Origin of the sequence: uncultured Paraglaciecola sp. (assembly GCF_937123705.1) — a bacterium.
Lineage (GTDB): Bacteria > Pseudomonadota > Gammaproteobacteria > Enterobacterales > Alteromonadaceae > Paraglaciecola.
Genome location: NZ_CAKZKO010000121.1, coordinates 1 through 25,923 on the forward strand (window position 1 = coordinate 1; position 25,923 = coordinate 25,923).

General features: G+C 41.3%; 24 protein-coding genes and 1 pseudogene. 8 read left to right on the top strand and 17 right to left on the bottom strand.

The genetic code is table 11. The annotated features are described in order from the left end of the window. From Q0688_RS15115 to Q0688_RS15150, 8 genes and pseudogenes are all read right to left on the bottom strand, one after another. A partial coding sequence (locus Q0688_RS15115; RefSeq protein WP_299078488.1) for a cytochrome c1 occupies positions 1–788 on the bottom strand: 788 nt, incomplete at its 3' end. A gap of 21 nt (positions 789–809) precedes the next feature. After that, positions 810–1,505 (bottom strand): hypothetical protein, encoded by a 696-nt coding sequence (locus tag Q0688_RS15120; RefSeq protein ID WP_299078491.1) that lies wholly within the window; start codon positions 1,503–1,505, stop codon positions 810–812. Further along, positions 1,411–1,722: pseudogene (locus Q0688_RS15125) on the bottom strand (ATPase); the annotation flags it as partial. The gene Q0688_RS15120 and the pseudogene Q0688_RS15125, both read right to left, overlap by 95 nt. Before the next feature lie 17 nt (positions 1,723–1,739). Beyond that, entirely contained in the window at positions 1,740–2,414 is a 675-nt protein-coding gene (locus Q0688_RS15130) for a response regulator transcription factor (RefSeq protein ID WP_299078496.1), read from the bottom strand. 64 nt (positions 2,415–2,478) lie between these two features. Continuing rightward, positions 2,479–2,754 (bottom strand): PepSY domain-containing protein, encoded by a 276-nt coding sequence (locus Q0688_RS15135; protein ID WP_367179802.1) that lies wholly within the window; start codon positions 2,752–2,754, stop codon positions 2,479–2,481. A 118-nt stretch (positions 2,755–2,872) separates the two neighbouring features. Next, entirely contained in the window at positions 2,873–3,397 is a 525-nt protein-coding gene (locus Q0688_RS15140) for a glycine zipper 2TM domain-containing protein (protein ID WP_299078498.1), read from the bottom strand. A 113-nt stretch (positions 3,398–3,510) separates the two neighbouring features. Beyond that, positions 3,511–3,939 (bottom strand): hypothetical protein, encoded by a 429-nt coding sequence (locus Q0688_RS15145; protein WP_299078501.1) that lies wholly within the window; start codon positions 3,937–3,939, stop codon positions 3,511–3,513. Between the two features lie 69 nt (positions 3,940–4,008). After that, positions 4,009–7,899, bottom strand: coding sequence for a response regulator (locus Q0688_RS15150; protein ID WP_299078504.1), 3,891 nt, complete (start codon positions 7,897–7,899; stop codon positions 4,009–4,011). A 570-nt stretch (positions 7,900–8,469) separates the two neighbouring features. Here Q0688_RS15150 and Q0688_RS15155 point away from each other — a divergent pair. Further along, positions 8,470–8,835, top strand: coding sequence for a helix-turn-helix transcriptional regulator (locus Q0688_RS15155; RefSeq protein ID WP_299078507.1), 366 nt, complete (start codon positions 8,470–8,472; stop codon positions 8,833–8,835). Positions 8,836–9,335: 500 nt separating this feature from the next. Next, positions 9,336–10,856 carry a hypothetical protein gene (locus tag Q0688_RS15160; RefSeq protein WP_299078510.1) on the top strand — a complete coding sequence of 507 codons (1,521 nt, stop codon included), beginning with the start codon at positions 9,336–9,338 and terminating at the stop codon, positions 10,854–10,856. 240 nt (positions 10,857–11,096) lie between these two features. Here the strand turns inward: Q0688_RS15160 and arfB are convergent, their stop codons facing one another. From arfB to Q0688_RS15200, 8 genes are read right to left on the bottom strand one after another with little or no spacing between them, the layout of a single operon-like run. Further along, a complete protein-coding gene (arfB, locus tag Q0688_RS15165) occupies positions 11,097–11,507 on the bottom strand; it encodes an alternative ribosome rescue aminoacyl-tRNA hydrolase ArfB (RefSeq protein ID WP_299078515.1) in 411 nt (136 codons plus the stop codon). Between the two features lie 17 nt (positions 11,508–11,524). Next, the gene (locus Q0688_RS15170; protein ID WP_299078518.1) at positions 11,525–11,824 is read right to left on the bottom strand and encodes a YciI family protein; all 300 of its coding nucleotides are present in this window, start codon (positions 11,822–11,824) and stop codon (positions 11,525–11,527) included. Between the two features lie 32 nt (positions 11,825–11,856). After that, positions 11,857–12,675, bottom strand: a complete 819-nt coding sequence (gene trpA / locus Q0688_RS15175; RefSeq protein WP_299078521.1) for a tryptophan synthase subunit alpha — start codon at positions 12,673–12,675, stop codon at positions 11,857–11,859. Next, positions 12,668–13,870: a tryptophan synthase subunit beta gene (gene trpB / locus Q0688_RS15180; RefSeq protein WP_299078524.1), complete on the bottom strand. Its 1,203-nt coding sequence runs from the start codon at positions 13,868–13,870 to the stop codon at positions 12,668–12,670. Before trpB ends, trpA begins: the two co-directional genes overlap by 8 nt. Before the next feature lie 58 nt (positions 13,871–13,928). After that, on the bottom strand, positions 13,929–15,314 hold the full coding sequence (gene trpCF / locus Q0688_RS15185) for a bifunctional indole-3-glycerol-phosphate synthase TrpC/phosphoribosylanthranilate isomerase TrpF (RefSeq protein ID WP_299078527.1): 1,386 nt from the start codon (positions 15,312–15,314) through the stop codon (positions 13,929–13,931). 17 nt (positions 15,315–15,331) lie between these two features. Then, entirely contained in the window at positions 15,332–16,345 is a 1,014-nt protein-coding gene (gene trpD / locus Q0688_RS15190) for an anthranilate phosphoribosyltransferase (protein WP_299078530.1), read from the bottom strand. Positions 16,346–16,350: 5 nt separating this feature from the next. Beyond that, entirely contained in the window at positions 16,351–16,998 is a 648-nt protein-coding gene (locus Q0688_RS15195; RefSeq protein ID WP_299078533.1) for an aminodeoxychorismate/anthranilate synthase component II, read from the bottom strand. Next, positions 16,998–18,596: an anthranilate synthase component 1 gene (locus Q0688_RS15200; RefSeq protein WP_299078536.1), complete on the bottom strand. Its 1,599-nt coding sequence runs from the start codon at positions 18,594–18,596 to the stop codon at positions 16,998–17,000. Before Q0688_RS15200 ends, Q0688_RS15195 begins: the two co-directional genes overlap by 1 nt. Before the next feature lie 344 nt (positions 18,597–18,940). On the opposite strand from Q0688_RS15200, the gene Q0688_RS15205 reads away from it, so the two are divergent. The 6 genes from Q0688_RS15205 to Q0688_RS15230 all read left to right on the top strand — a co-directional run bounded on the left by Q0688_RS15205 (position 18,941) and on the right by Q0688_RS15230 (position 25,047). Further along, positions 18,941–19,780, top strand: a complete 840-nt coding sequence (locus tag Q0688_RS15205; protein ID WP_299078538.1) for a PHP domain-containing protein — start codon at positions 18,941–18,943, stop codon at positions 19,778–19,780. A 99-nt stretch (positions 19,781–19,879) separates the two neighbouring features. After that, on the top strand, positions 19,880–20,500 hold the full coding sequence (locus tag Q0688_RS15210; RefSeq protein ID WP_299078541.1) for an L-threonylcarbamoyladenylate synthase: 621 nt from the start codon (positions 19,880–19,882) through the stop codon (positions 20,498–20,500). A gap of 17 nt (positions 20,501–20,517) precedes the next feature. Then, positions 20,518–21,372: a ScpA family protein gene (locus tag Q0688_RS15215; RefSeq protein ID WP_299078545.1), complete on the top strand. Its 855-nt coding sequence runs from the start codon at positions 20,518–20,520 to the stop codon at positions 21,370–21,372. Next, positions 21,372–22,037, top strand: a complete 666-nt coding sequence (gene scpB, locus Q0688_RS15220; RefSeq protein WP_299078548.1) for an SMC-Scp complex subunit ScpB — start codon at positions 21,372–21,374, stop codon at positions 22,035–22,037. The genes Q0688_RS15215 and scpB overlap by 1 nt, the downstream gene beginning before the upstream one ends. Further along, positions 22,037–22,897 carry a 23S rRNA pseudouridine(2605) synthase RluB gene (gene rluB / locus Q0688_RS15225; RefSeq protein WP_299078551.1) on the top strand — a complete coding sequence of 287 codons (861 nt, stop codon included), beginning with the start codon at positions 22,037–22,039 and terminating at the stop codon, positions 22,895–22,897. The genes scpB and rluB overlap by 1 nt, the downstream gene beginning before the upstream one ends. 206 nt (positions 22,898–23,103) lie before the next feature. Then, positions 23,104–25,047, top strand: a complete 1,944-nt coding sequence (locus tag Q0688_RS15230) for a methyl-accepting chemotaxis protein (RefSeq protein ID WP_299078557.1) — start codon at positions 23,104–23,106, stop codon at positions 25,045–25,047. Between the two features lie 105 nt (positions 25,048–25,152). On the opposite strand, the gene Q0688_RS15235 is transcribed toward Q0688_RS15230, so the two are convergent. Further along, positions 25,153–25,848, bottom strand: a complete 696-nt coding sequence (locus tag Q0688_RS15235; protein WP_299078560.1) for a hypothetical protein — start codon at positions 25,846–25,848, stop codon at positions 25,153–25,155. Between the last annotated feature and the right edge of the window lie 75 nt (positions 25,849–25,923).

Consider the following 25,923-nt stretch of genomic DNA (forward strand, 5'->3'; position numbering starts at 1 on the left):
AACAGCGTAGCGATCAACAAGAACCCGAGTACGGCCCAACCAGTTTGCTTCCTGTTTTCCAGTTTGGGTTCAGCTGTCCATATCAGGAAAGCAGAAACATCCTTAGCCATCTGATCAATCGTCGCATTGGTTCCATCCGAATAGGTAACCTGATCATCGGCTACCAATGGCGATGCCATTGCTAGGTTCAAGTTAGCAAAATAAGGATTGTAGTGAAGCCCGTCTCCAGGACGAGATGCTTCAGGCAAATCAGCAGGAACATCCTGATACCCAGTCAGTAACGAATAGATATAAGGCGCACCACCGGTCCGTGCTTTCGTAATGAGCGAAAGGTCAGGTGGGATTGCGTTATTGTTTGCTGCACCAGCTGCAACATCATTGGCAAAAGGTTTCGGAAATTTGTCCGCAGGCAATGGAGGACGTGTGCTCATTTCGCCCGTGTCTGGGTCGATAGCTGGCGTTTGAATGGCCCAGTTCGCAGCAATCGCTTTCACTTCATCTTCGTTATAACCCAAATCTTCCAGATTCCGGAATGCGACCAGACGAAGCGAGTGACAGGCGGCACAAACTTCTTTGTACACCTGAAAGCCGCGCTGTAGCTGTTGGCGGTCGAATTTCCCCAAAGGACCGTCGCTGCTGAAGCTGACTTTTTTTGGATCTTCATGGAACGCATATTCCACAGGTTTTTCAGGTGGGTTGGTGGTATATTCAACCGCACCCATCACAAAAGATACCAGCAACCAGCCTGAAAAGAACAGGCCAATCAAAATGCCAAAAAATCTTACCATTTTTCTAAATCCCCAAATTCTTTAGCTGGTTTTTTCAAGCGGTTTGCCGGTCACTGCCTCGGTGATACTGTTCGGCAATGGTAACGGCTTCTCAATACGAGAGAGCAACGGCAATATGATCAGGAAATATGCGAAGTAATAAGCACCCGCTACCTGGCTCATCATCACATAAGGTTCCTCAGCTGGCGCACCGCCGCAGAAGAAAAGTACGGCCGTTGCAAAGAGCAGAATGAAAAACGCAATCCGCATTTTCGGACGATAAGATCCTGAACGAACGGGACTTGTATCCAGCCATGGAAGAAAGAACCAAACCAAAATGGCGGAGAACATCGCTATTACGCCCAGCAGTTTTGCCGGAATGAACAGGAAGTCGAACGTAAATGCCCGTAGGATCGCATACCAGGGCCAGAAATACCATTCAGGAACGATATGTGCCGGCGTTGAAAGTGGGTTTGCAGGAATATAATTGTCTGCGTGACCCAGTGCATTGGGCAGGAAGAACATCATAATCGAGAAAAGGATCAAGAAGAAGCCAAGCGTCCAGCCATCTTTTGCGGTGTAATACGGGTGGAAAGGAACTGTATCCTGAGGCCCCTTTACATCAACACCAGTTGGGTTGTTGTTGCCAGTTGATTGTTGACTGTGACTGCCAAAGTACGCCTTTATTGGAATAAATAAAGGCGTAAAGGCCTGAGCCTGGAATGTTGAATTGATCATTATAAAGCTGTTCAGGCATCATGGCTTGGCTAGCCGTATCGTCTAATTCAAATTCTGATATTAGCGTTAAGCTTTGCACTTCTAGCTGTTGTTGCATCGACTGACTCAAGCTGCTGTTAAAGGCTTGCTCTAAGGTGATTGCCGTAAGTGGGATAAAGATCAGCAGAGCCAGCAATGCGGCAGCGAAACTCCTTAATCTAAGAGATAAGTTATGCACTGCTGCTGTTAATCCAGTTAGAGTTCACGGTTAATTCGATATCCTCGGCCACGGAGAGTTTCGATGGGATTAACACTGCCATCTGGGTCAATTTTTTTACGTAGACGCCCTACAAATACCTCAATCACATTACTGTCTAAGTCGAAATCTTGATCGTAGATATGTTCGGTTAGTTCAGTTTTTGATATCACTTTTAGCGGATTTAACAGCAGATATTCCAATACTTTATATTCGTATGCGGTCAGTTCAATGTATTGGCCCTTTACTGTTACTTCTTCACTAAGGGTGTCAAGAGTAATGGGGCCTTTTTCAATGACTGGATGAGCCTTACCTGCGGCGCGTCGAATCAACGCGTTAATGCGGGCTAATAATTCTTCGTTGTGAAAAGGTTTGGTTAGATAATCATCTGCACCGGCATCTAATCCTTCTACTTTTTCTTGCCACCTATCCCTTGCCGTTAGAATTAATATTGGGCAGCTCACATCTTGTTTTCGCGCTTTTTGAATCACTTCAAAGCCATCTACTACAGGTAGCCCTATATCAATGATCGCTAAATCATAGGAATGTTCTTGCAACAAGAACAATGCTTTAGCGCCATCGTCTGCCAAATCAACGCTGTAACCATTTTTTTGCAGTAATATATCTAGTTGGGTCAATAAACGGCTATCGTCTTCTACTAATAATATACGCATTAGTTAGTTAAAATCCTTAGTGATAATGTTTGTTTTAGGAAGTATCTCGGTGTTACAAATACTCTTACTTACCTTTTTTCTTACGACTCACTTTTCCAGATTTTTTGTCTACATCAACCGACACAACCCGACCAGATTTTTGCAGCACTTTTACCCGGTACTTACTTTTATTTTGATCAACTTTTAATACCCTACCTCTAACTGTCTGCTGGGCTTTTTTGGCCGCTTCAGATTTGGTTTTGGTAGGCGCTTTGCTTTGTTGCGCAGAAACAGGCATCGTGCTTAATGACATAATCGTTAAACATAGGATGACAAATTTTATGTAGTAATTCTGCTTCAAAATTTTGGCTCGTATTAGTTACTGTATAAGTTCAAGTTTACCCCAATCATCATTCGACTTAAAAGCAAATGCTTTTTAAAAAAGAGATTGGGGCGCTGTAACCTTATGTAGTCCACCACTAGATACGAATATACTTAGTCGGTTTTTCTTCCATAAAGGTGCGATATAGCCTTCCTTTAGAGCGGTAGGTGACTTTGTAACCATCTAAAACTCGAACTTTTCTGGCCTTTTTATGCTTTGGCTTACAGTTATGCTGAACACTATAGGTTGGCAATTCTGAATGTTTTGCGCGCACAATATTGTGGGCCAACGAACCGCCCACTACTGCGCCCATTAAGGTACCTAAATCTTTAGTTTGGTTTTGGCTGACCGTGCGGCCAACAATTCCGCCCACTATGCTTCCAAATATGGCTGCTCTTTTAGAATGTGCTGGGCGATATTCGCTATGTACAGCTACTGGTTTGCAGTAAGTTTTATGGTTGCGAGTATTCACGTATTTATATACGGGAATTGCGCGAATAACCTTTGCTTTTACAACTTTACGGCTATGTTTTCCATGATTGTGATAACTCCTATCATGGTTAGCCTGTGCAAATGGAGACACCAATAAAAATAATAGTATGCTTGATATGAATAATTTCATGTTACCACTCCTTAATAAAGTGGTTACAGACTAATTGGCTAGGGCTGAATTTTAGCTGAATTGAATTTTAACGAAGCTAGTTCACGCCAAAGCGGCCATGTATCGCAACAATACTATCCGGTTATCAGTGGATTGATACAATCCACATGCAAGCTATGTTTTTGTTTGTGGGTGTAGATATGTACACTTAAGGGAATATTTTCTACTTCGTTCCACATACTGATGTTTGAAGACGAAGGGCAAATCGCTTTCTGTAAGTAGGACTTTTGTGCTTCTTTACTCATCTCCAAAGGTGCTGGAATTTTGATGTAAGCATTAATACTACCACCTCTATTGCGTGCACCTTTATAGCGCCATTCACCTAAAATAAAGGTTGAGTAAAAAGCCGCGTTGACGATTTTTAAGGTGTTATCAGTGATGGGCTTTTGGGGCTTGTTCACGGAAGTGGCGGCATTACCTTGCATACAGCCATTTATATTTATACATATAACACATGCCAGTATTGCATAAATAATTCTGATAGAACGAATTGGAATGGACATGTTCATTGAATACCTCACTAGTTTACACTCCAGTTATCGGCATTTATTGGCATTACTTAATGATAATCGTCAATTCAATTGCTCCTTTGTTATAGATTTCTTTTTTGCGTGACCAGGTGAATAGCCATATCTCTCTTTGAAACATTGCCCAAAGTATGCGGCAGAGCTAAAGCCGCATTCAAACGCTACCTGCTGCGCTGTATTTCCTAAAAATAATTTTTCGTTGGCTCGCTCGAGTCGATATTCTCTAAGCAGTTGACTAAAGGTCATTGAAAATAAGAGTTTAAGTCGGCGATTAAGTGTTTTTTCTGACATACATAAAAACGCTGCTAATTTAGAGCTATTGTAATCAGGATCGCAATAATGTAATTCGAGTTGAGTTTGTATTTTATTTGTTGTTTCGTTCCAAATACAAGAGGAGTCAACTTCTTTTGTTTTTGGTGTAACCACAGAACGTAATAAATTTTCCTTGAATGCTCGATATGTGTAGATCCTATTCGACAGTTTTTGGAGTAAGGTAGCACTACTAAATGGCTTGGCTATATAGTCGTCAGCTTTTTTCTGCAAGCCTATTTTCTCACTAAGGATATCTCCTTTTGCCGTTAACAAGATAAAAGGGATGTGTTTATAATCCTCATTGCTTTTTATTCTATTACAAAGCTCAAAACCATCCATAGCTGGCATCATGACATCTGATAATATAAGTTCAGGAATGAAGTCTTCTAGAATATCTAACGCTTTAATACCATTTTCCGCACTCTTTACCTTAACATTCGGAGGAAATAGTTCTATCAAATGATTTCGTAGGTGAATATTGTCCTCGACAATTAAAATTTGGCAATCTGGCATTTCGGTTGCTAAATGTTTCTCTTGCTCTTCGTCTATCTGCATATAGGTTTCAGATTCAACTAGTGGCAATGTTACCGTGATGCACGCACCAATTTGGGGGTTGTTTTTAAAGCTGAGTTGTCCATTATTTAATGACACCATTTTATGAACAATGGACAAACCTAAGCCATTTCCTTCTGAGATATTACTTTCTTGATAAAATCGATGTGTTGCCGTCTCTAAGTTTGCAAAACCAATACCTTGGTCACTAACTTCAATACTTAAACATTCTTCAAATTTGTGAACGTTAACTTCGATTTTGGTGTTGGCAGGTGAGTATTTAATTGCGTTGGATAGAATATTTCCGAAAACTAAATCGATTGTTTGTTCAACCAACATGTGAGCAGTTTGCTTTGGCATGAATTCAATATTTAAGTGTACTTTTATGTTTTTATGCTCAGCCAGCGGAGTCAATCTAAAGAAAACCTGTCTGATTTCAAAATCAATATTCGTTGCGATAGGTAAGTTCAAAGCAGCTTGAATTTCAGCAAGTTTTAATAGGTTTTCGACTAAGCTATAAAGTTTTTTTGCGTTGCCATAAATTATGTCTAGAGCGGCATTTTTAGGTCTTTCAGCTTTGAGTAAGAGTTCCGTCTTACCAATAATCAAGGTTAGGGGCGTGCGAAACTCATGAGAAATTTCTTCAAATAGCCTTTCCTTACTCTGAATCGCTTTTTGCAATTGCTCAGTTCTATTTTGTACTTGTTGTTCAAGATATTGATTTCGTGTATTTATTCTTCTGGTACGCCAAACTGAAAAGAGTAATGCAAACATTAATAACATCATGATGTAGGTTATATATGCATAAGTGGATTGCCACCATGGGGGAGCGACAATTAGTGTTAGTTTGGTGGGCACTGACCATACTCCGTCGTTGTTTGACCCCCTAACTTCTATGTCGTATCGAGCTGGCGCCAATTGAGCAAACACTATCTCCGGTTTTTTTAGGGCTATCCAGCTTTGATTATTCAAACGATATTGGTACTGATTTTTATGAGGAAGAATGTAACTAGGTGCTGCGAAACTTAGGGCGATATTACGACTATCGTAAGACAAACGTACTTTTGATATTTGTTCAAAGTTATTTTTGGCATTTGTTAACTTTGAGTAGCTTGAACCGTTTATTGTCAGGTTTGTAACAAAGCTTTTCGACGGTTGTATCGAGTTGAATTTAATATCTTTGACTGGATCGAACCATACTAGCCCACTGATACCACCATACATAAAAGTGCCGTTTGTTTGTATTGAAAAACCTTCTGAATCAAAAGTATCTGTAGTCAGTCCATCATTTTTGTCAAACTGGCGAAATTCCCAGTTAGCTAAGGTGTTGGTTTTGTATTTATTTATTCTCACTAAGCCAGCTGACGAACTGACCCAAATAGCTCCATCAGCACTTTGATTAATACTGTAAATTGTGTTGGAAGGTAAACCGTGTGACATAGTGATAAAAATAAAGCTGTCTTTGTTTGCTGGCTTAAAAGCAATTCCCCCACCCCAAGTTGCCAACCAGGTGTTGTGTTCCTTATCTTCGAGTACGTCAAAAACATGGTTGTTAAGCATCTGGTCTTTACCATATGCTTCAATGACCTCTAGTTCATTATTGAGTCGTAAATAAGTGTTCTCTCTAGTGTGGGTCCCAATCAATAAATCACCATTCAATCCTTTTTTTACTGCCCGAATTCCCCTTAGCTTTACGAACTCACCACTTTTAGATATTGGCCACAACTGTTGTTTTACGGTTTTTTTGGACAAATCTACTGTCAAAAAGCCATTATTGAAAGAATTGACTAATAAAGTGTTGTCATCTAAAGGTAAAAAGCCAAATGCTGAAACAATTTCTTTAGGCACTTCCAACTTTGTCAATTTATCTGCTTTTGTGTCGTAGGAATAAATCCCTTTTTTTTCAGTGCCTATCCAGATCGTATTCTTATGATTATACAAAGCTCTAACTTGCTCTCCAGGTAGTAAATGAACATCCGGAGACCAGAGTTGAGTAGCTTGATTTAAATTTAATAAATGAAGACCGTTATTTTGCGTTGCAACCCATAGTGAATGCTCGTCCGTAAATATTGCTTGCCGTAGTTTATTTGTTCCAATCCAAGTTTCTAATTGAGCCTTATTAAATCCAGAAAACCTACTGACCAACGGTGAAAGCAACGTAAATTGACCCGAGTCTTCCGAGGCCCAATTTAATTTAAATTTATTGAATACTCTGAAGTTTGCGAAACCACCTACAGATGAAGATTTTTCAACCATATAAGTATTGAAATTGCCTACTTCGTTGAAGGATAGGATGCGTTTACCTACTTTTAATATCGCTCGATTTGAATGGGTTGATAGTGCTTTATATTGTAATTTTTCTTGTTCACTAAACGAATACAAAATGCTCAACTCTTGGGTTTTTGCATTCATATTGTAAATATTGCAGTTATCAAAAAAACTATTATGATTCTTTGTTTTGATTAAATGTACTAATTTGTCATTTGGGTCGGCAAATTGTGATTTACAGTCTTTAATATGATGCATTGGTGATAAATGATAGTTTTTATCTACTCGATAGATGCTTTTAAGGCTAGAAGCAAAAACTTTATTTCCAAAATTAAACAGAGTATGCGGAGCCTCTGCCAATTTGGATGTGAGAGTTTTAAGATTAATTAACTTTCCAGTAAATTTGTTGATCTTATGCACAATCCAGCGATTAGACTGCTTTTCTGTTATAACAAGGCAGCAGTTAGTCTGAATCAAATCTTTAAAGTAGCCAAGCTTTGGTAGGCTTTCACTTACTAATTGATTAGTTATAGTGTTTACTATTGCCAAACTTCGTTCAAATTTAAGATAAGATAATTGCTCGTTTATTTTTCCTACACCTACTAATTCTTGTTCATGATGTAACTTAGAAAGAGAAAATGCATCGGAGACATATTGATCCTGTTCAACATCAAATAGTGCTGTGCCAGCTGGAGAAACTCGAATGACTAAATACCTGTCACTCAGTTGATAAATTTTACTTACTGGTCCAACTGGGACATTGATGTTATCACTGTAGGTAAAAGCATCATCTATTCTAATCACATTATGTCCGTCAAAACGATACACCCCGTCCTCGGTGCCTAACCACATTCGAGAGTATTTATCGAATTCGATATGCCTAACATTCAATTGATTTAATGTAGGATGTTGTACTGTAAATGAGTGAAAATTGTCGAAAGTAGGAGTTAACGTTTTTGTTTTTTCGGCGAGTGATATCCCACAGAAAAAAAACAATAAAATGACAGTTATTCGCCACTTAAACAAATCTTAGTTTCCTAGCAGAACATAGGTGATAGAAGACATTTGACTAACCTGATGTATCAATAAAGTTCAAGTAATTTAACACAAGAATACTTCATGGTTTAGCTTTTATTCATCATAAGATAATGAAAAATAACAATTTAATATGTCTTGTCCGTAATTTCATAGTTCTGTCCAAAATTCTATATATTGTGTCTAACCGGCTGAGAATGTTGTCTATTATCTGATAACTATGTGCTGGTCGTTACTTCTAATATTACCCATCTTGTTTTTCCGAGCCCTTCAAGCGGTAATTCATCTACGTGATAGCTGAACGGAAAAAGTAACTAACTGTAGTTGGATAATGAATAAATGGGTGATTTTTTAAATGAATTACTAGTGAATAAGTTTTTGCAACAACACGAACAGCAAAGTGTTGTACTTGCAACTAAAGAACTAGCCAAACACAACTTAGTTGACCCAATTACGGTACAGGATTTTTCCAATGCATTTTGTACTTCCGAACGCAATTTACGACGTAAATGCCACAGGCTATTCGGTAAAACTCCCTCAGAGATAATTATTCAATATCGTTTAGTTAGCGCTAAAAACCTGCTCCAGTCAGGGCACCCTATCAGTGATGTGGCCTTTGCTCTAGGTTTTAATACTCATAGCCATTTTTCTACATTTTTTAAAAAGTATGAAGGTGTGTCGCCAAGTGAGTACAAAAAATTGTAGGTTGGCCGAATTATGAAAGCAATAAATGTAATGACGTGCCAAAGTCATTTGCATTAAGATTTTTAACAATAGGATAACAAGCCTAGTTGTTTTTGTTTTTATATCAATGTGTTAATAACAATCTCTTTCCGAGGAATAGAAAAGTACATATTTCTAATTTGGACATTCTAATAGTAGCTTCACCGCAGATCTTTTAGCTGAAACATAAGCTGAGTAGGGAACTCAAGCTTCTTAACGTTATATTCCAGATACGTGTTTTAATCGCTATCTAGCCTATATAAATTTTGTGGAGAGATAGTTGGAATTGAATCAAAAGATTTACTCTATGGGGATAACAAATAAGTGACGGCTAAAGATTCAACACAGAATAAATGCCCGTAAATTTTTGATTTGATATGTCTAACGAATTCTTCATCAGATGAAGATCTAACTTTAATTTATGTTGACGTTTTTTTGAGATAAAACGTCTTAATTCACTCATCGGTAATAAAGGAAATTCTATGATTTTTAGAAGTGCGCCATTCGGAGTTTTGGTTTGGATTATATTTGTGATTTGCGGCTGTGGTGGTAGCGGCAATGAAGGTGAAAGTGGTTATGAAGAAGCCGTTGTAGGCCCTATTAAAGGTGATCGTATAAAAAAAGAGGAAATAAATGAGTTTTTGAGGCAAACCAGTAGCTCCACGTCAACGGATTTACAGTTAACTCTCAATCAAGAGTTTCCCTACTCTACAGATATAAATTACGATCCACATGTAGACACTGTTTTCGTAGGAAGCGTTAATGGTGGAGGGTTTTCAAATGATATGGTTTTTGGCTTTAGTATAATTTTTCCTAAGGATCATATTATTGTAAATGGAAAGTGTAGTCCTGAAATACAATTGTATTTAGATTCAGATATGGACGCTGAGACTGGTTATTCTATTGGTGAAATAGGCGCTGACTTTATGATTGTTGGACAATCTGGATGGTTAGAGAACACTAGTATTTATTCTTATGGTAGACCTATAGGACATTCTAGTTTTACAGTACCAAGCTCAACCCCTGGAGGATCTGATTGGCACCCAAGACTTTCTCAGGAAAACAATGGCTCTACGATATCCTGTAAAGATGGTTTTACAAAAGACAATACAACTTTAAAGTATATGGTCGCAGGACATAGTTCAAGTGATTTACTAAACACTGAGTCTAGAGGAATAGTAAGAACCGCCTATTCAACCTATGGGCATACGATACTGTCTAGACCGTTTTATATCCCAGCTTTAACTGAATCAAGTTCAAACATTAGTGATGATACCTTGGAAACTGGATTAGATGATGTAGGAGATAATTTTAGAAACGCTTTTCTTTTAAGCAATTCATTAGATACTGAAATCACAATAACATCAGAAATATCTGACAAAAATGACATAGATATGTTCCTAGTGTACATACCAGAAGATGGTATTTATACATTTAAAACACATGGGGACCTAAATACTGAAGGGTATATATGGAATGAAAATGGAGATTTTTTAGGCCATGATTATAACAGTGGGACAGTCGACAATTTTGGTATTAAGGCAGAGCTGAGTGCAGGAGAAGTTTACATTCAAGTGTCTGCTGAAAATAGTGAGTCAGGAAATTATACTCTCCATGGCACAAAAGGTGGCGATATAAACCAAATTGACATTCAGGGAGTTTGGGATTATGAGGTATCTATTACAAGTTGCTCTAATATGCTAGAGCAAGGTGAAGTCACTTGGAGTTATCATTCTGGAGAATACAACATGACTTTATATTCTAGTAATGGCTTAGAGTCATCTACATGTGTTCACATAGGTCCATATAGTGCAAATTCAAAAAACGGCTATTTAGCAAATAATCCAATTTCTAATAATCAGTTCGTGTCGGGATTAAATGAATTCATGCCAGATAAAGATTTCCAGTGGGAGCAGGCATTTTTTGAAACCTCAAACAAAATAACTTTGACAGGCATATACAAGTCTAATTATCAAGCTAAAATAGTCTTTACCCGTCAATAATAGCAGATTGTTAACTGAACTGGTCAGAGTGTAATTGTACTTAGGTAGTATTCAATAAAACCCTCAACCTTAAATAATATGGGCTTCTATTCAGTTTAATAGAAACTTTTAGAAGCCTTAATTTTATAGAAAAATTTAAAGCTAACAAGCAAATGGCTTTATTTGTAGTTTAGCTATTCCAGTTAATGCCAGCACTAATACCATTGAATTTTCTGATACTAAGTCGGATTTCTTAACCTTCTAATAATCCACTTTTTTACGTAGAGCCTTGGTTTTTCCTGATTTTACCTTACTATCAACGCGTTTTTTCTGTGAGCTTTTGGTGGGTCTTGTGGCGCGGCGGGCTTTTTGTAATTTGCCTGCTTCGATGAGTATTTCGGATAATCTTTCCAAGGCATCTTGTTTGTTCATTTCTTGGGTGCGGTGATTTTGTGCTTTGATGATTAGAATGCCGTCTTGGGTGACGCGTTTGTCGGTGCCCGACAGCAGTTTTTGTTTGACGTATTCAGGAATAGCGGCCAAGCGAATATCAAACCTTAGATGAATAGCGCTAGACACTTTATTCACATTTTGCCCGCCAGCCCCTTGTGCGCGCATGGCACTGAGTTCGATGGCTGGCATTAGGGATCCAATGTTGGGTGAATAATTCATCTAAGGATACTTTGTCGTTAAGGCAACACTTTAATGTAGGGTTTAACTGTGACTTTTTTAAATACACCCGCCAGTGTGTAGGGATCGTTGTCTGCCCACATTTGTGCCTCTGACAAACTATCAAACTCAGCAATAATCAATGAACCAGTAAAGCCTGCTTCACCAGGATCTTCGCTGTCAATGGCAGGACTTGGGCCGGCTACTAATATTCTGCCCTGATCCACTAATAGTTGAATGCGCTCTAAATGCGCCGCACGGGTTTGTTTGCGAAGCGGTAGGCTATTTTCAACATCTTCACAGTATAGGGTGTACCACATAGTGATTTCCTTTTTGTTTATTTAAAAAGCGGCTACTTATGAGTCGCCGCTTTCATTTGTTGCACAAAACTAGTTAATTTTTCTAGCATCACATCAGGTTGGTCTAGATTGTCTGCAATGATATTAACAGTTGCCGAGCCAGAAATAGCCCCAGCCGCGCCGGATTTGATTGCCTCTGCAACTTGCTCAGGAGTGGAAATACCAAAACCCAAAATAGGCGGTGCGACTTTGTATTGAGTGAGTTTGTCGATTAATTCGCTGGCAGGAATACTCACAGCTGTTTCAGCGCCTGTGACGCCAGCACGGCCTAATAAATAGGTATAACCTTGAGATTTATTTCCAATTTCGGCCAAGGTTTCGTCACTGGCATTTGGCGGTGCGATGAGAATTTGTTTGATGCCTGTTTGCTCAGAAACCGCGATAAAACGGTCGGCTTCACGTAGCGGTACATCGGCAATCAAAATCGAATCGACACCGGCGACAACGGCATCTTGATAAAACTTTTCGATACCGCGTTTTAACACTAAGTTGCTATACAACAATAAACCAATCGGAATATCGGCATGGATTTCACGCACTTGGCGAATGATTTCAAAACTGTCATCGGTTTTGAGTTTGTTCGATAAAGCGCGAATGCTGGCTTGCTGAATAGTAGGGCCATCGGCAATGGGATCAGAATAAGGAAAACCTAATTCCAATGCATCAGCTCCGCCTGCAACCAGCGCTTTTATTATTTCTACCGAAGACTGAATGTCGGGGTCACCAACCATCACAAAAGGAACAAATGCTCCTTCATTTTTGTGGTTAAGTTGGGAGAACATATTCTCGTAGCGATCCACAGAATTAGTCATGGCTATTTCCTCCCATAAAAGTGTCTCCTAAAATGCTATGAACATGCGCAAGGTCTTTATCACCGCGTCCAGATAGATTCACGACTATAATGCTGCCATCTTCGGCTTCATCTGCCATATTTAAGCCATGCGCTAAGGCATGAGAAGACTCAAGGGCAGGAATTATGCCTTCCTTGCGGGATAAAATTTGAAAGGCGTTTAGCGCTTCTTCATCGGTGACCGACACATATTCAGCGCGGCCAATGTCAGACAAATAAGCATGTTGTGGCCCAACAGCGGGATAATCCAAACCAGCCGATACCGAGTATGACTCTTCAATTTGGCCATCTTCATCTTGCATAATATAGCTATAAGTACCGTGTAAAATACCTGTTGTACCTTTGCCAATTGCCGCGCCATGCTCTTTGGTGTGAACCCCTTTGCCCGCTGGCTCTACGCCTATGAGTTTTACGCTTGGCTTATCAATAAAATCGGCAAACATACCAATAGCATTTGAACCACCACCCACACAAGCCACTACTGCATCGGGCAGACGGCCCTCTTTTTCTAAAATTTGCGCTTTAGTTTCTTCACCAATCATACGGTGGAATTCACGCACTATAGTCGGGAAAGGGTGAGGACCTGCAGCTGTGCCTAATAAATAGTGGGCTTTATCGTAGCTAGCTGACCAGTCGCGCAGAGCTTCGTTTACTGCGTCTTTAAGTGTACCTGAACCTGCATTAACAGGTATCACTTCAGCACCCATTAAACGCATTCTAAAAACGTTAGGTGCTTGACGTTCAACATCTTTAGCACCCATATATATTCGCGCTTTTAGCCCTAAAAGGGCACAGGCTAATGCTGTGGCAACGCCATGTTGGCCTGCGCCAGTTTCGGCAATCACTTCGGTTTTGCCCATACGTTTGGTCAATAACGCTTGGCCTAACACTTGATTGGTTTTGTGGGCGCCGCCATGTAATAAGTCTTCGCGTTTTAGGTACAGTTTTACATTTGGATTGCTGACTAAATTTCGCGTCAATGTCATTGCTGTTGGGCGTCCAGCGTAGTCTTTTAACAAGCCCATAAACTCTGCTTGGAAATCGGGATCGTTCTGGGCATCGATAAAAGCTTGTTCAAGTTGGTCGAGGGCAGGGATCAGCAACTCAGGCACGTACATGCCACCATAGTCACCAAATTTACTGTCTAATTGATTCATTTATTTCTCACTATATAAACTTTGTTATTCAGTTGCGAACATTGAGTTCGAAGCTGCTTTAATACTCTCTAATTTGGCTAAAAGCCTGACTAATTTTTTTTGCTTGTTTGATGCCCGGTGCACTTTCTACTCCTGAGTTTAAATCAAGCATGGCGACGTGTTGATTAGCCGCGTCTTTTACATTGTTTGGGGTAATGCCACCGGCAAGAATAATGTTGGACTTGTCGGTTATTGCATCTAACAGTTGCCAACTAAAGGCTTGGCCGGTGCCACCGGATTGTGTGCCCACTTGGCAGTCTAGTAAAAAATAATCCACATGGAATTCATCCTGTGTAGGTAAGGTATCTGTAACCCCTTTGGCTAACCAAATTTCACAGTTTTTTGGTAAAACTCTGCGTAAGTTATGGATATAACTTTGATCTTCTTGCCCATGTAATTGCACGGCTGCTAATTGTAATTCTTGTGCATAATTGACCACTTGTTCGACAGGCGCATTCACAAACACCCCGACATAATTAAATGGTACGGCAATCGTTATTTGTTTGGCTTGGTCTAAGGTCACAAAACGTTTGGATTTTTCAGCGAAGATTAAACCGGCGTAACTGGCTGGGCTGTCTTTGACTAGTTTGGCACCTGTTAGGTTAGTTGTTCCGCAAATTTTTATTGTTCCATACACTAATTGTTTTGCAGCAAGCTCAATGTCGCCTTGGGCCATTAGCGCACTGCCCACCAAAAAACCATCGGATAATGGCGCTAGTCTGCGCACATCTTGGTGAGTGTAAATGCCTGATTCAGAAATGATCACATGTTGCTGCTGTGCATGTTGTTTAATTAATGGCACTAAACGTTCGGTTGTGGCGAGGTCGGTACTGAGATCCCGCAAATCGCGGTTGTTAATGCCGATAATTTTAGCTTTTAACTTGCAAGCTCTTAACACTTCAGCTTCGTTGCTGACTTCGGTCAATACATCAAGTTGGTATTGCTCGGCAAGCTTCGCTAGTTCAACATACTGTTCATCGCTTAATACCGATAACATGAGTAATACCGCATCAGCATTATGGTAGCGGGCCAAATAGATTTGATAAGGGTCGACAAAAAAGTCTTTGTTGATCACCGGTTGGGTAACGTTGCTACGCACATATTCTAGGTATTCAAATTTACCTTGAAAGTATTTTTCATCGGTCAGTACCGATATACAGGCCGCATAAGGGCTATAGGCTTGAATGATTTCGTCTAAATCGAAGTTTTCACGGATCAAACCCTTAGATGGCGAGGCTTTTTTACATTCTAAAATAAAGCCAGCGTTGGGCTGTGCCAGCGCATCATAAAAGCTTCTGTCTGAAGGTGTTAAGCCATCAATAAAACTCGTTAAAGGTAAATCAATTTTGCGCTGGGCGATTTCGAGTTTTTTATTGTCGACGATTTTTTCTAATACGTTAGCCATTTGGGTCAACTTACTCTTTATTTATTTTGGCTGATGGCAGCCGATAGTTTAATGGTAGCCAGTGGCAGTTGTTGCTGCATTGCCTTGATGGCCATTTCAGCCCCTTGTTTGTAGCTATCTACTTTGCCACAAAGTTTGAGTAATGCCGCAGTATTCATAGCAACAGCCGCTTGGTGTGCCGCTTGGCCTTTACCCAAAAGTACATTTTCAATTAAGGTTTTGTTTTCGTCTGGCTCGCCACCTTTAATGGCGTCTAACGGATAGTTTTCAAGTCCAAAATCTTGTGGAGAGACGGATGTTTCACTGATGTGTGCGCCATTTACTTCCACCACTTGAGTATCACCGTGTAAAGCAAATTCGTCTAAACCGCTGCCATGCACCACTAAGGCTTTTTTATAGCCCAAAAGCTGTAAGGTTTTGGCAAAGGGTAGCAGTAACTCTGGTGCATACACGCCAATCACAATATGGCTAGGACGAGCAGGGTTCACCAATGGCCCTAGCAAATTAAATAAAGTACGCGTTTTTAAGGTGGTGCGTACTGGCATGGCATGGCGAATGCCCGAGTGATAGTTAGGCGCAAACAAAAAACACAGATTTGAATCATCAAGGCATTGACGGGCAGTATCTGCCGTCATAGCTAGCTCTAAACCAAATGCTTTGAATAAATCGGCAGAGCCAGATTTACTAGAAACACTGCGATTACCATGCTTGGCGACTTTTACACCGCAACTCGCCGCGACTATAGCCGAAGCCGATGAAATGTTTATAGTGTCATGACCATCACCACCTGTGCCTACTATGTCGGCAAAGTCATAATCTGGGCGCGGGAAGGGGGCGGCGTTGGCGATTAATGCCGCTGCTGCACCGGCGATTTCTTCAGGTTGCTCACCTTTTATTTTTAATGCCGTAAGCAGTGAAGATAAAACAATATCATGCACTTGACCTGTCACTACCTGAGAAAATACTGCCGTGACGTCATCTTGTTTTAGGTCTTGGCCTTGATAAAGTTGTTCAAGAATTGTGTGGATCATCTGGTTTAAACCTTGTCTTGGGTTAAAAATTCAATGCTTTGCATTAATAGCTGGCTACCTTGGGAGGTTAAAATGGATTCTGGGTGAAATTGAAAACCCAGCATTTTATCGTCTAAATGCGCCACTGCCATAGGGATGTCGGAAAAATTAGCCAATACGTTAAGTTCCTTCGGCATATTGCTGGCCATTAACGAATGATAACGGGCAACAGGAAGTGGCTGAGGCATGTTGGCAAACATTTTATCACCGCAGTGATTAATCAATGACGACTTACCATGCATTACCTTGTCGGCGCGAATAATCTTGCCGCCGTATGATTCAACAATCGCTTGATGGCCTAAACAAATACCTAGTACCGGAAATTGCCCTTTTACTAATTCCAGTAATGCTAACATTGAGCCCGCTTGTGAAGGATTACCAGGCCCAGGTGACAACATTAACATCACTTGTGTCCTTTGGCCGTTTTGGTTTACCTGCTGCGCTTTTTGTTGCATTTTTTGCAAGATCATCTCAGCCGACACACTATTGCGATACACCACCAATTCTAGGCCAAGGGTTCTGAGTTCATCCACTAGGTTGTAGGTAAATGAATCAAAGTTATCTAATAAAAACACACATATGTGATTGTTAGCTTTCGCTACAGTAGCAGTCATTAGGCGTCTCCTTCTGAATGCGAGCTTGATATAATCGCGCTGATCACTGCTTGGGCTTTGCCACGGGTTTCATCGGCTTCAGATTGCGGATCTGAGTCATACACCACACCTGCTCCTGCTTGAATGTAAGCGGTGTTATCTTTAACAAAGGCCGAGCGAATAACAATACAAGTATCCATATCCCCTTGGCTGTTAAGATAACCTACTGCTCCACCATAACTGCCACGGCGCTGTTGTTCTACCTCACGAATTAACGTAGCCGCGCTGACTTTTGGCGCACCTACTAAGGTGCCCATATTCATACAGGCTTGGTAGGCATTTAGGGCATCGAGATCATCTCGTAATTGCCCTACCACCCTTGAAACCAAATGCATCACATGAGAATAGCGGTCTACTTTAAGTAAATCGGTGACATAACGGGTGCCGGGTTTGCACACTTTGGCCACATCGTTGCGGGCTAAATCCACCAACATAATATGTTCGGCGCGCTCTTTTTGATCTTCTTGTAGGTTGAGCTCCAAGCGGCAATCTAAATCCAGATCAATGCTGCCATCTGCTCTTTTACCTCTAGGACGTGTCCCGGCTATCGGGTAAATCTCCACTTGATTAGTTTGTTTGGTGTATTTCAACGCCGATTCTGGTGAAGCCCCAAACATACAAAAATTGTCGTCTTGTAAGAAAAACATATAAGGACTGGGGTTTTGTTGCTTTAAAGCGCGATAGGCATCGTGAGGATGTGAGCAAGGCAAACTAAAAGTGCGCGACGGCACCACTTGAAAAATATCCCCAGCGAGAATGTTTTCTTTGAGCTTAATAACATCCGCTTTGTACACATCATCCGACTTATTAACTTGTAAATCTGCACTGGTGATGGCGGTTTTGTTGGCTTTTGCTAAGGGCTTGATGGTGCTAAGTTTATGTTTAACTTGTTCGAGTCTTTGGCTCACAGCAAAATAATTGTTACCGACATTTTTACCGCTAAACACACTGCCGATAATTTCACTTTGTTGGGTTTGGTGGTCGATGATCACCAAAGTCTCGGCAAGATAAAACACAAAGTCAGGGCAAGTATTTTCGCTGTCTGCTACTTCTGGCAGTGTTTCAAAGCTAGCAAGCAAGTCATAAGCCAGTGCACCACCTAAAAATACGCCATGAGGGTGCTGGCGAATGGCGGTAATTTTATTGGTGATCAGTCGCAGAGCATCAAACACGGCCGGTGCTTTTAAACGGCTATCTTCGTCTAATTCAGCATCTGCTTTAGGGAAGGTTAAGGTGACTAAGCCCTTGTCTGGGTTATAGTCATGGGTCACGCCTTGGGGACAGTATTTATCGAACATAGGCAATACTGCATGGCCGTTATCTGATAAAGCACGGCAAATCACTTGCTGGCCGACACATTCTAATTTGATGGCGGCATCTACTAATAGCAAACTTTTAAGGTTGTCTTTGCTGTCAATTTCGGCGGACTCTAACAATAAGTTATTACTGCGACCTTGGCATAAGTATTGGTATGCATGTAACGGGTCGGCTACATAATCGGCGGCCACGACTAAAGTTTCTACTTTGCCAAACTGCTCGGTTAACTGGGCTAAACTCATTTCTTTGATTCTCTTGTTCTTTATTGAAGAGCAGGCGTAAAAAAGCCCGCATTATACGGGCTTTTTTGGAAATTTATTTGCGAATTTTACATTCAAACACAAACACTCACAGCCCGTTAGGTCAGGATGTGCCACCACCAAATGTTGTGTGTGTGTCTGTTTTGCATGATTTATTGTACTCGTAATCTGTTTAAATCAGTTATTCGGCTGTTATTCACTAAGGGATAGGTATAATAGCGTCAAGTATTTTAAATTTGATGTTCATTTTCGAGTGCATAGAAGAAAACAAAAACGCTGCTATGTCAATACGCAAATGAATATTAAACACAAATAAAAGCCAAAACATGAAAATCGACTTGCACAGCCACACTTATTATTCAGACGGACAACTCTCGCCTAAAGAGTTAATTGATCGCGCCCATAATATGCAAGTGAATGTATTGGCTATTACCGACCATGATACGGTGGACGGTATTCAAGAAGCGATGGATTATCAATCACAACAAAAACGTTCGATGCAAATTTTGCCTGGTGTGGAAATATCTACCTCATGGCATAACTTTGATATTCATATTTTGGGCTTAAATGTTGATCATACCAATGCACAATTTTTACAACGTTTAGAACAACAAAGCCAAGAGCGTGACAGACGGGCCCAGCAAATGTCAGATAAACTGGCAAAAGTCGGCATCGAAAACGTATTTGAAGATGCCAAACAATTAGCCGGTGTAGGCCAAATCACCCGCGCCCATTTTGCTAGGGTGCTAGTGCAGCGCCAAGTGGTTAAAGATTTTGATTCTGTGTTTAAAAAGTATCTTGGGAAAGGCAAAAAAGCCCACGTTAAACCCCAATGGATCGACATTGCTGAAGCGGTTAAATGGATCCACGATGCCGGTGGCAAAGCTGTGTTGGCACACCCGGGGCATTACGATATGACCACCAAATGGTTAAAACGCTTGGTGGCTGAGTTTGCTCATGCGGGTGGCGATGGCATGGAAGTGATCCATTCACACCTCACACCCGTTCGTAAACAGTTATTGGCCGATATCGCCGCGGAACATGATCTACAGGCATCTAGCGGTTCTGATTTTCATTTCCCAAACCGTTGGACCGAATTGGGTAAAAACCTTAAGTTACCAGAGCAACTTGTGCCCATTTGGCATGATTGGTCCCTTGTTGGTTAATAAGATTAAAGTAAGGCTGGCGAAAAGATAGCCAAAGCCCTTCAAGACGGTTAACATTAACCAAGCAATACTGCTGCGATAGTAGAATAGGAAACAAATATGAGTCAGTTTTTTTATATCCACCCTGAAAACCCACAAGCGCGGTTAATTAAACAAGCCAGTGAGTTAATTCATCAAGGCGCAGTGGTGGTTTATCCTACTGATTCGGGTTATTCCATAGGTTGTCATATGAATGACAAAGCCGCCCTTGAGCAACTGTGCCGCATTCGTCAAATAGATAAAGACCATAATTTCACCTTAATGTGCCGGGATATGTCGGAGTTATCCGAATATGCCCGAGTCGACAACACCGCCTTTAGAACCATCAAAAACAACACACCTGGCCCTTATACCTTTATTCTTAAAGCCACCAAAGAAGTGCCTAAACGCCTGCAAAATCCTAAACGTCGCACTATTGGTATTCGCGTTCCCGATAACAAAATTGCGCTGGCGCTTTTAGAAGAACTAGGCGAGCCGTTGATGTCCACCACCTTGATATTACCAGGTGCATTGGTTGCCGAGTCGAATCCTGATGACATTCGTGATGAACTTGAGAAACAGGTAGGTTTGATCATTCATGGTGGTTTTTTAGGTGAACAACCTACTACTGTGATTGATATGTCAGAAGGTGAAAACACCATTATTCGTGAAGGCAGTGGCGACACCAGCCCGTTTGTTTAGTAAAAAACGCATTTTTTATGTCTACCGATAGCTTTTCTACTTCAAGTACCGCAAGTACCGAACTAGCCAAGGAGCCTGTACAGCAGCCGTTGCCGTTGGCGTTTATCAATGGCGAAGCATTAATTGAAAAGCCAGAAGACTTGTATATTCCACCAGACGCCCTTGAACTCATTTTAGAAGCATTTGAAGGGCCACTCGATTTACTGTTGTACCTTATTCGTAAACAAAAATTCGATATTGTTAATTTGCCCGTGTATCAAGTGACTCAGCAATACATGGAATATGTGGAGCTGATGACAGACATTAAGCTGGAGCTCGCGGGTGAATATTTGCTGATGGCGGCGATTTTGGGTGAGGTAAAGTCGCGCCTGTTATTACCGAAACGGCCCGATGCAGAAGAAGACGAAGACGACCCACGGGCCGAACTCATTCGCCGCTTAAAAGAATATGAGCTAGTCAAAAACGCCGCGCAACAATTAGATAATATTCCTCGCCAAGAGCGTGATATTTTCCCAGCGAGTGCTGCGGCTTCTGAATCGGTAGCACCTATTCGAATTTTACCCAGCGTCAGTTTGCAAGATTTAGTCTTAGGGTTTCAGTCTGCTATGCAAAAAGCCCAAGCATTCGAGCATCACCATATTGAAAAAGAAACCTTATCGACCCGTGAACGTATGAGTTTGATTTTACAGCAAATATCCTCAGATGAATTCACTGGCTTTGATGCGTTATTTCACGCCAGCGAAGGAAAAGCCGGCGTAGTGGTGACTTTTTTGGCGATTTTAGAGTTAGCCAAAGAAAGCCTAATAGAACTAGTGCAAGCACAGCCCTACGCCAATATTCATGTGCGCGTGGCCCAAGGAGGGCATGTTTAATGGCTAAAATTTCTGATGTGCAATTAAAACAATTAGTCGAAGGCGCGATTTTTGTGTCTGAGCAGCCAATAAGTACAGAGCAACTGCAAGCCACGGTTTTAGATGGTTTGGCTGTGAGTAAGAGCAGGTTGAAAGAAACCTTAGCCGAACTCACCTTAGATTATCAGGCTAGAGGTGTACAACTGATTGAAGTGGCGTCGGGATATAGATTTCAATCCATGGATAGTTTAAGCCCTTGGCTGAGTAAACTTTGGCAAGAACAGGCACCTCGTTATTCACGAGCCATGTTAGAAATTATTGCTTTGATTGCTTACAGGCAACCTATTACTCGCGGTGAAATCGAAGATGTGCGCGGCGTGTCAGTGAGTAGCCACATCATCAAAACCTTGAGTGAGAGAGACTGGATTAAAGTGATAGGCCACAAAGAAGTGCCAGGTCGGCCTGCTTTGTATGCCACCACCAAAACTTTTTTAGATTACTTTTCGTTAAAAAATTTAAGTGACTTACCAAGCAGTGACGACTTTTTACATGATCAAGAAAAAGACCAACAACTGAATATTCTAAGCAGTGAGAGCAACCCGCTCACTGAAGATAAACAACCACAATCTGCAACTAGTTCTACAATTGAAGCAGACAACGCAGATGAAAAAGAGCAATTACATTAATGAGTGACAAATTACAAAAAGTATTAGCCAACGCTGGCGTGGGTTCGCGCCGTGAAATGGAAAGATGGATTGAAGCAGGACGTATTTCTGTTAATGGCAAACTGGCGACCTTAGGTGATAGGGTCGAGCCTGCCGACAAAATACGAGTCGATGGCAATCCCCTTAGCACCCCAAAAGACATACCAGTGTGCCGAGTGTTGATGTACAACAAGCCCGAGGGTGAATTATGCAGCCGCAAAGATCCCGAAGGTCGCCCCACAGTATTTGACCGTTTACCCAATATCAAAAATGGTCGCTGGATTGCAGTTGGCAGGCTTGATATCAATACCAGTGGATTATTGTTATTCACCAACGATGGCGAACTAGCAAACCGCCTAATGCACCCCAAACACGAAGTGGAGCGCGAATATTCGGTGCGTGTATTTGGTGAAGTGGAAGACATGATGCTTAAACGCCTCACCGATGGCGTACAACTTGAAGACGGCCAAGCCAAATTTACCGAAATTGTCAAAAAGCCCGGCGATGAAGAAAGCCAAAACTCTTGGTACAACGTAAGTTTATCTGAAGGCAGAAACCGCGAGGTCAGACGCTTATGGGAATCCCAAGGTTTACAAGTGAGCCGCTTAATTCGCGTTAGATATGGTGATTTAGAGCTTAAAAAACGTCTACCCCAAGGTGGCTGGATTGAACTGCCATTGACGGATTTAAACGGCCTACGCAAAACCGTGCAATTACCCGCAGAAACGCAAACCCTGATTAAGTTAGAAGAAGACAACAAACTCGATCACGTAAAACTAAGCCGAATGCGCCGCTCGGTAAAAAAACATCGAGTAAGACAGGCGAGTAAGACAGGCGAGTAAAAAAGGTAGTTAATGCTTAGGGTAATTAGAAAAACTCATCATGTTGGCCGGCCATTTTTTTAAAATGGCTACCAAGTAAATTCATAGATATGATGGGCTGAGCTCGACTCGAGCAAAAAAAATAGGGTATCTTGGTTCAGTTTCCAGTCTATTGTAACGATAACCAGTAGGTATCCTAACCAGTTCATCAGGGAGAAATATAGATAGTGCTAAATTTACAAAAACTCAAAATCCGCACCGCGGTGGCAGGTGCCATGGCTTTGGCGTTATTTTTTACCACATTGTTTTCATCCATTATCAATATTAGTCAATTCTCTTCTATGTTTTATGACGTGACAGAAAAAGAGCATTTGCCTAATGTGCTGAGTCGAGTCCGCGAAAAAATACGCGCAGAATTACAGGTTCCAATCACACTTTCTCAAGGGATCGCGCAAAATGATTTTGTGCAGAACTGGATATCTCATGGGGAAGACCAGCAGCAATTGAGCGCAGTGACTAATTATTTTCAGCGTTTTGTTGAAGAAAATGGCGCGTTACAAGTGTTTTGGGTGTCGGCTGAGAGTAATCATTATTATACCAATGATGGGTTGTTTAAAACGGTTTCTCGCAGTGTAGAGCGCGATAGTTGGTTTTTTGATGCTTTATCTAAATCAACGGATCTGGGATTGGCGATTGATGTTGATGAGCAAAATGGCAAGTTAACTTTGTTTGTGAATGTTAAAGCAAGATCCCGCAGTGGACAGGCATTAGGTATGGCGGGACTTGGATACGATGTGTCCGATATTACCCAGTTGGTCAAAGACACTCAGGTAGGTGCCTCTGGTTTTATGTTTTTACTCGATGGTGAGGGCACAGTGACCGCTCATCCAAACAGTCAATACTTGGATAGAAAGATATCCAATATCAGCGACTTAGCTGCGTCTGAGCAAAGCATTAATCAGGCTCAAGGTGATTTTAACTTATCTGAAATCGAGCTGGCTGGAGAAAACGTCTATATGGCGGTGGCAGAGCTGCCGGAAATTGGTTGGAAGCTAGTGACTATAATGCCCAAGTCTGAAATCAGTGAGAAAGTAAATTCTGTGGTGTGGTTATCAGTTGGCATCGCTATTGTTATTGCGGGGCTATTTATAGGCCTGTCTATGCTTGTGGCGCGCCAGGTGAGTCAATCGGTACAGCAGGTCGGAGATAAATTGCTATCAATGTCGGCCAGTGGCGGTGACTTAACTAGTCGCTTAGATGATTCAGCTGATAATGAAATTGGTCATTTAGCCACAGGTTTCAACGCAATTATGACGCGTTTTGCTGCTTTAGTGGTAGAAATTCAAGAAGCAGAAAAGGCGATAAATTTAGGCGTTGATCATCTTAATGGATTTTCAAATAAGTCGGTAGGTTACGCCGAAAATCAGCGTGGTCAAACCGAGCAGGTAGCAACGGCTATGAATGAAATGGGACATACAATTGCTGAGGTGTCATCGGTAGCCCATAAAACTGCAACAGATACCGAATCGGCTGTATCAGACACTCACGAGACTAATGCTGTTATCGAGCAAGTATCGCAAACGATGAATCATTTAGCCGAGTCAATGTCGCAAACTGAAACTGCTATTGCCAATTTGGCAAATCAAGCAGAATCGATTAATTCTGTGGTTGAGGCTATTAGTGGTATCTCTGAGCAAACCAACCTACTGGCCTTGAATGCAGCTATCGAGGCGGCTCGCGCCGGTGAACAAGGCCGTGGTTTTGCCGTGGTGGCAGATGAGGTGAGAACCTTAGCCAGCCGCACTCAGGATTCTACCGCACAAATTCGTGGTCAAATAGAGCAATTACAAAGTGCAGCAACGCAGTCCTTAAGTGAAATTCGTGAAGGAGCCGAAAGTAGCGTAGAGTTGGCGCAACGCGCCCAAGACGCTACTCAAGCGTTGGCCTCAATTAAGTCGAAATTTGATAGCATAAGTGATGGCAATCATCAGGTGGCATCAGCCACAGAAGAGCAATCATCGGTAGTTGAACATATTAATCAATCGGCACAAAGTATTGCAGATACGGCGGCAAGCATCCATGAAAATGCTGAGAATGAGCAATTGGAAATCAGTCAGTTAAAAGAGCGGGCAGAACATATGCAACAGATAGTGAGTCAGTTTAAGGTTTAGCCTAGCTTGTAGTATGTTTGGTGGCTTAATTCCCTTGAACTCTTGGGAATTAGGCACAATCAATAGAGGTTAATGGGGCAACCTAAAGGGTGCCCCTACAGTTATTTACTCACTTTCTTTGTAACGACGTTCAACTTTTGATAACAAGGCTGGGTTTTGAATTTCTAAAACCACCACTTGGCGTAAAATAATTTTACCTTTTACGTTTGATGTTTCATCAATGGTTAAAGTAGGTGGATTATGTTCACGGGTCTTATCACCCCACCACCTGTTGTCATCTTGTGAATCAAACTCGATGTTACCTTCTACAACAGAGCCTTGCAGTAAAGTAACACTGCCATGTTGAGTTTGTACGTCATCTGCTATGGTTGTTTTTGTCAAATGAATATCACCATTGACTGTGGTTGCATCGCCACTAACTATTGAACCTTGGCTAAGGCTAATAGTACCGTTAACGGTACCTACATCACCTTTTACTGATAAAAAACTTTGACCTTTAATGTCGCCATTGACTGTTGATAGGTCATAAACGCTCACGTTATTGGCAATCTTAATAGTGCCATTTACTGCTTCAACATCTTGAGCCATCACTCCTTCTTCAATGGTTATATCGCCATTCACTGAAGAGAGATCCCCTACCACTCTATTTTTGGATATATCTAGCCCTCCCAAAACACTACTATAATCATGGTCGTTGTTATCGTTATGTCCATCGTGACCACCAACATGAATGATGCAGCCTGATGTGCTTAGGGTTAACGCGGTAAATAGTGCCGCGGTAGTCAATTTAGAGAATGTCATAGGTGTCCTTAGTGTTTAATTAGGTTGATTTGTTTGTTATGTTCCAGCCTAAAGCAAAACCTGCGCCAATAACTT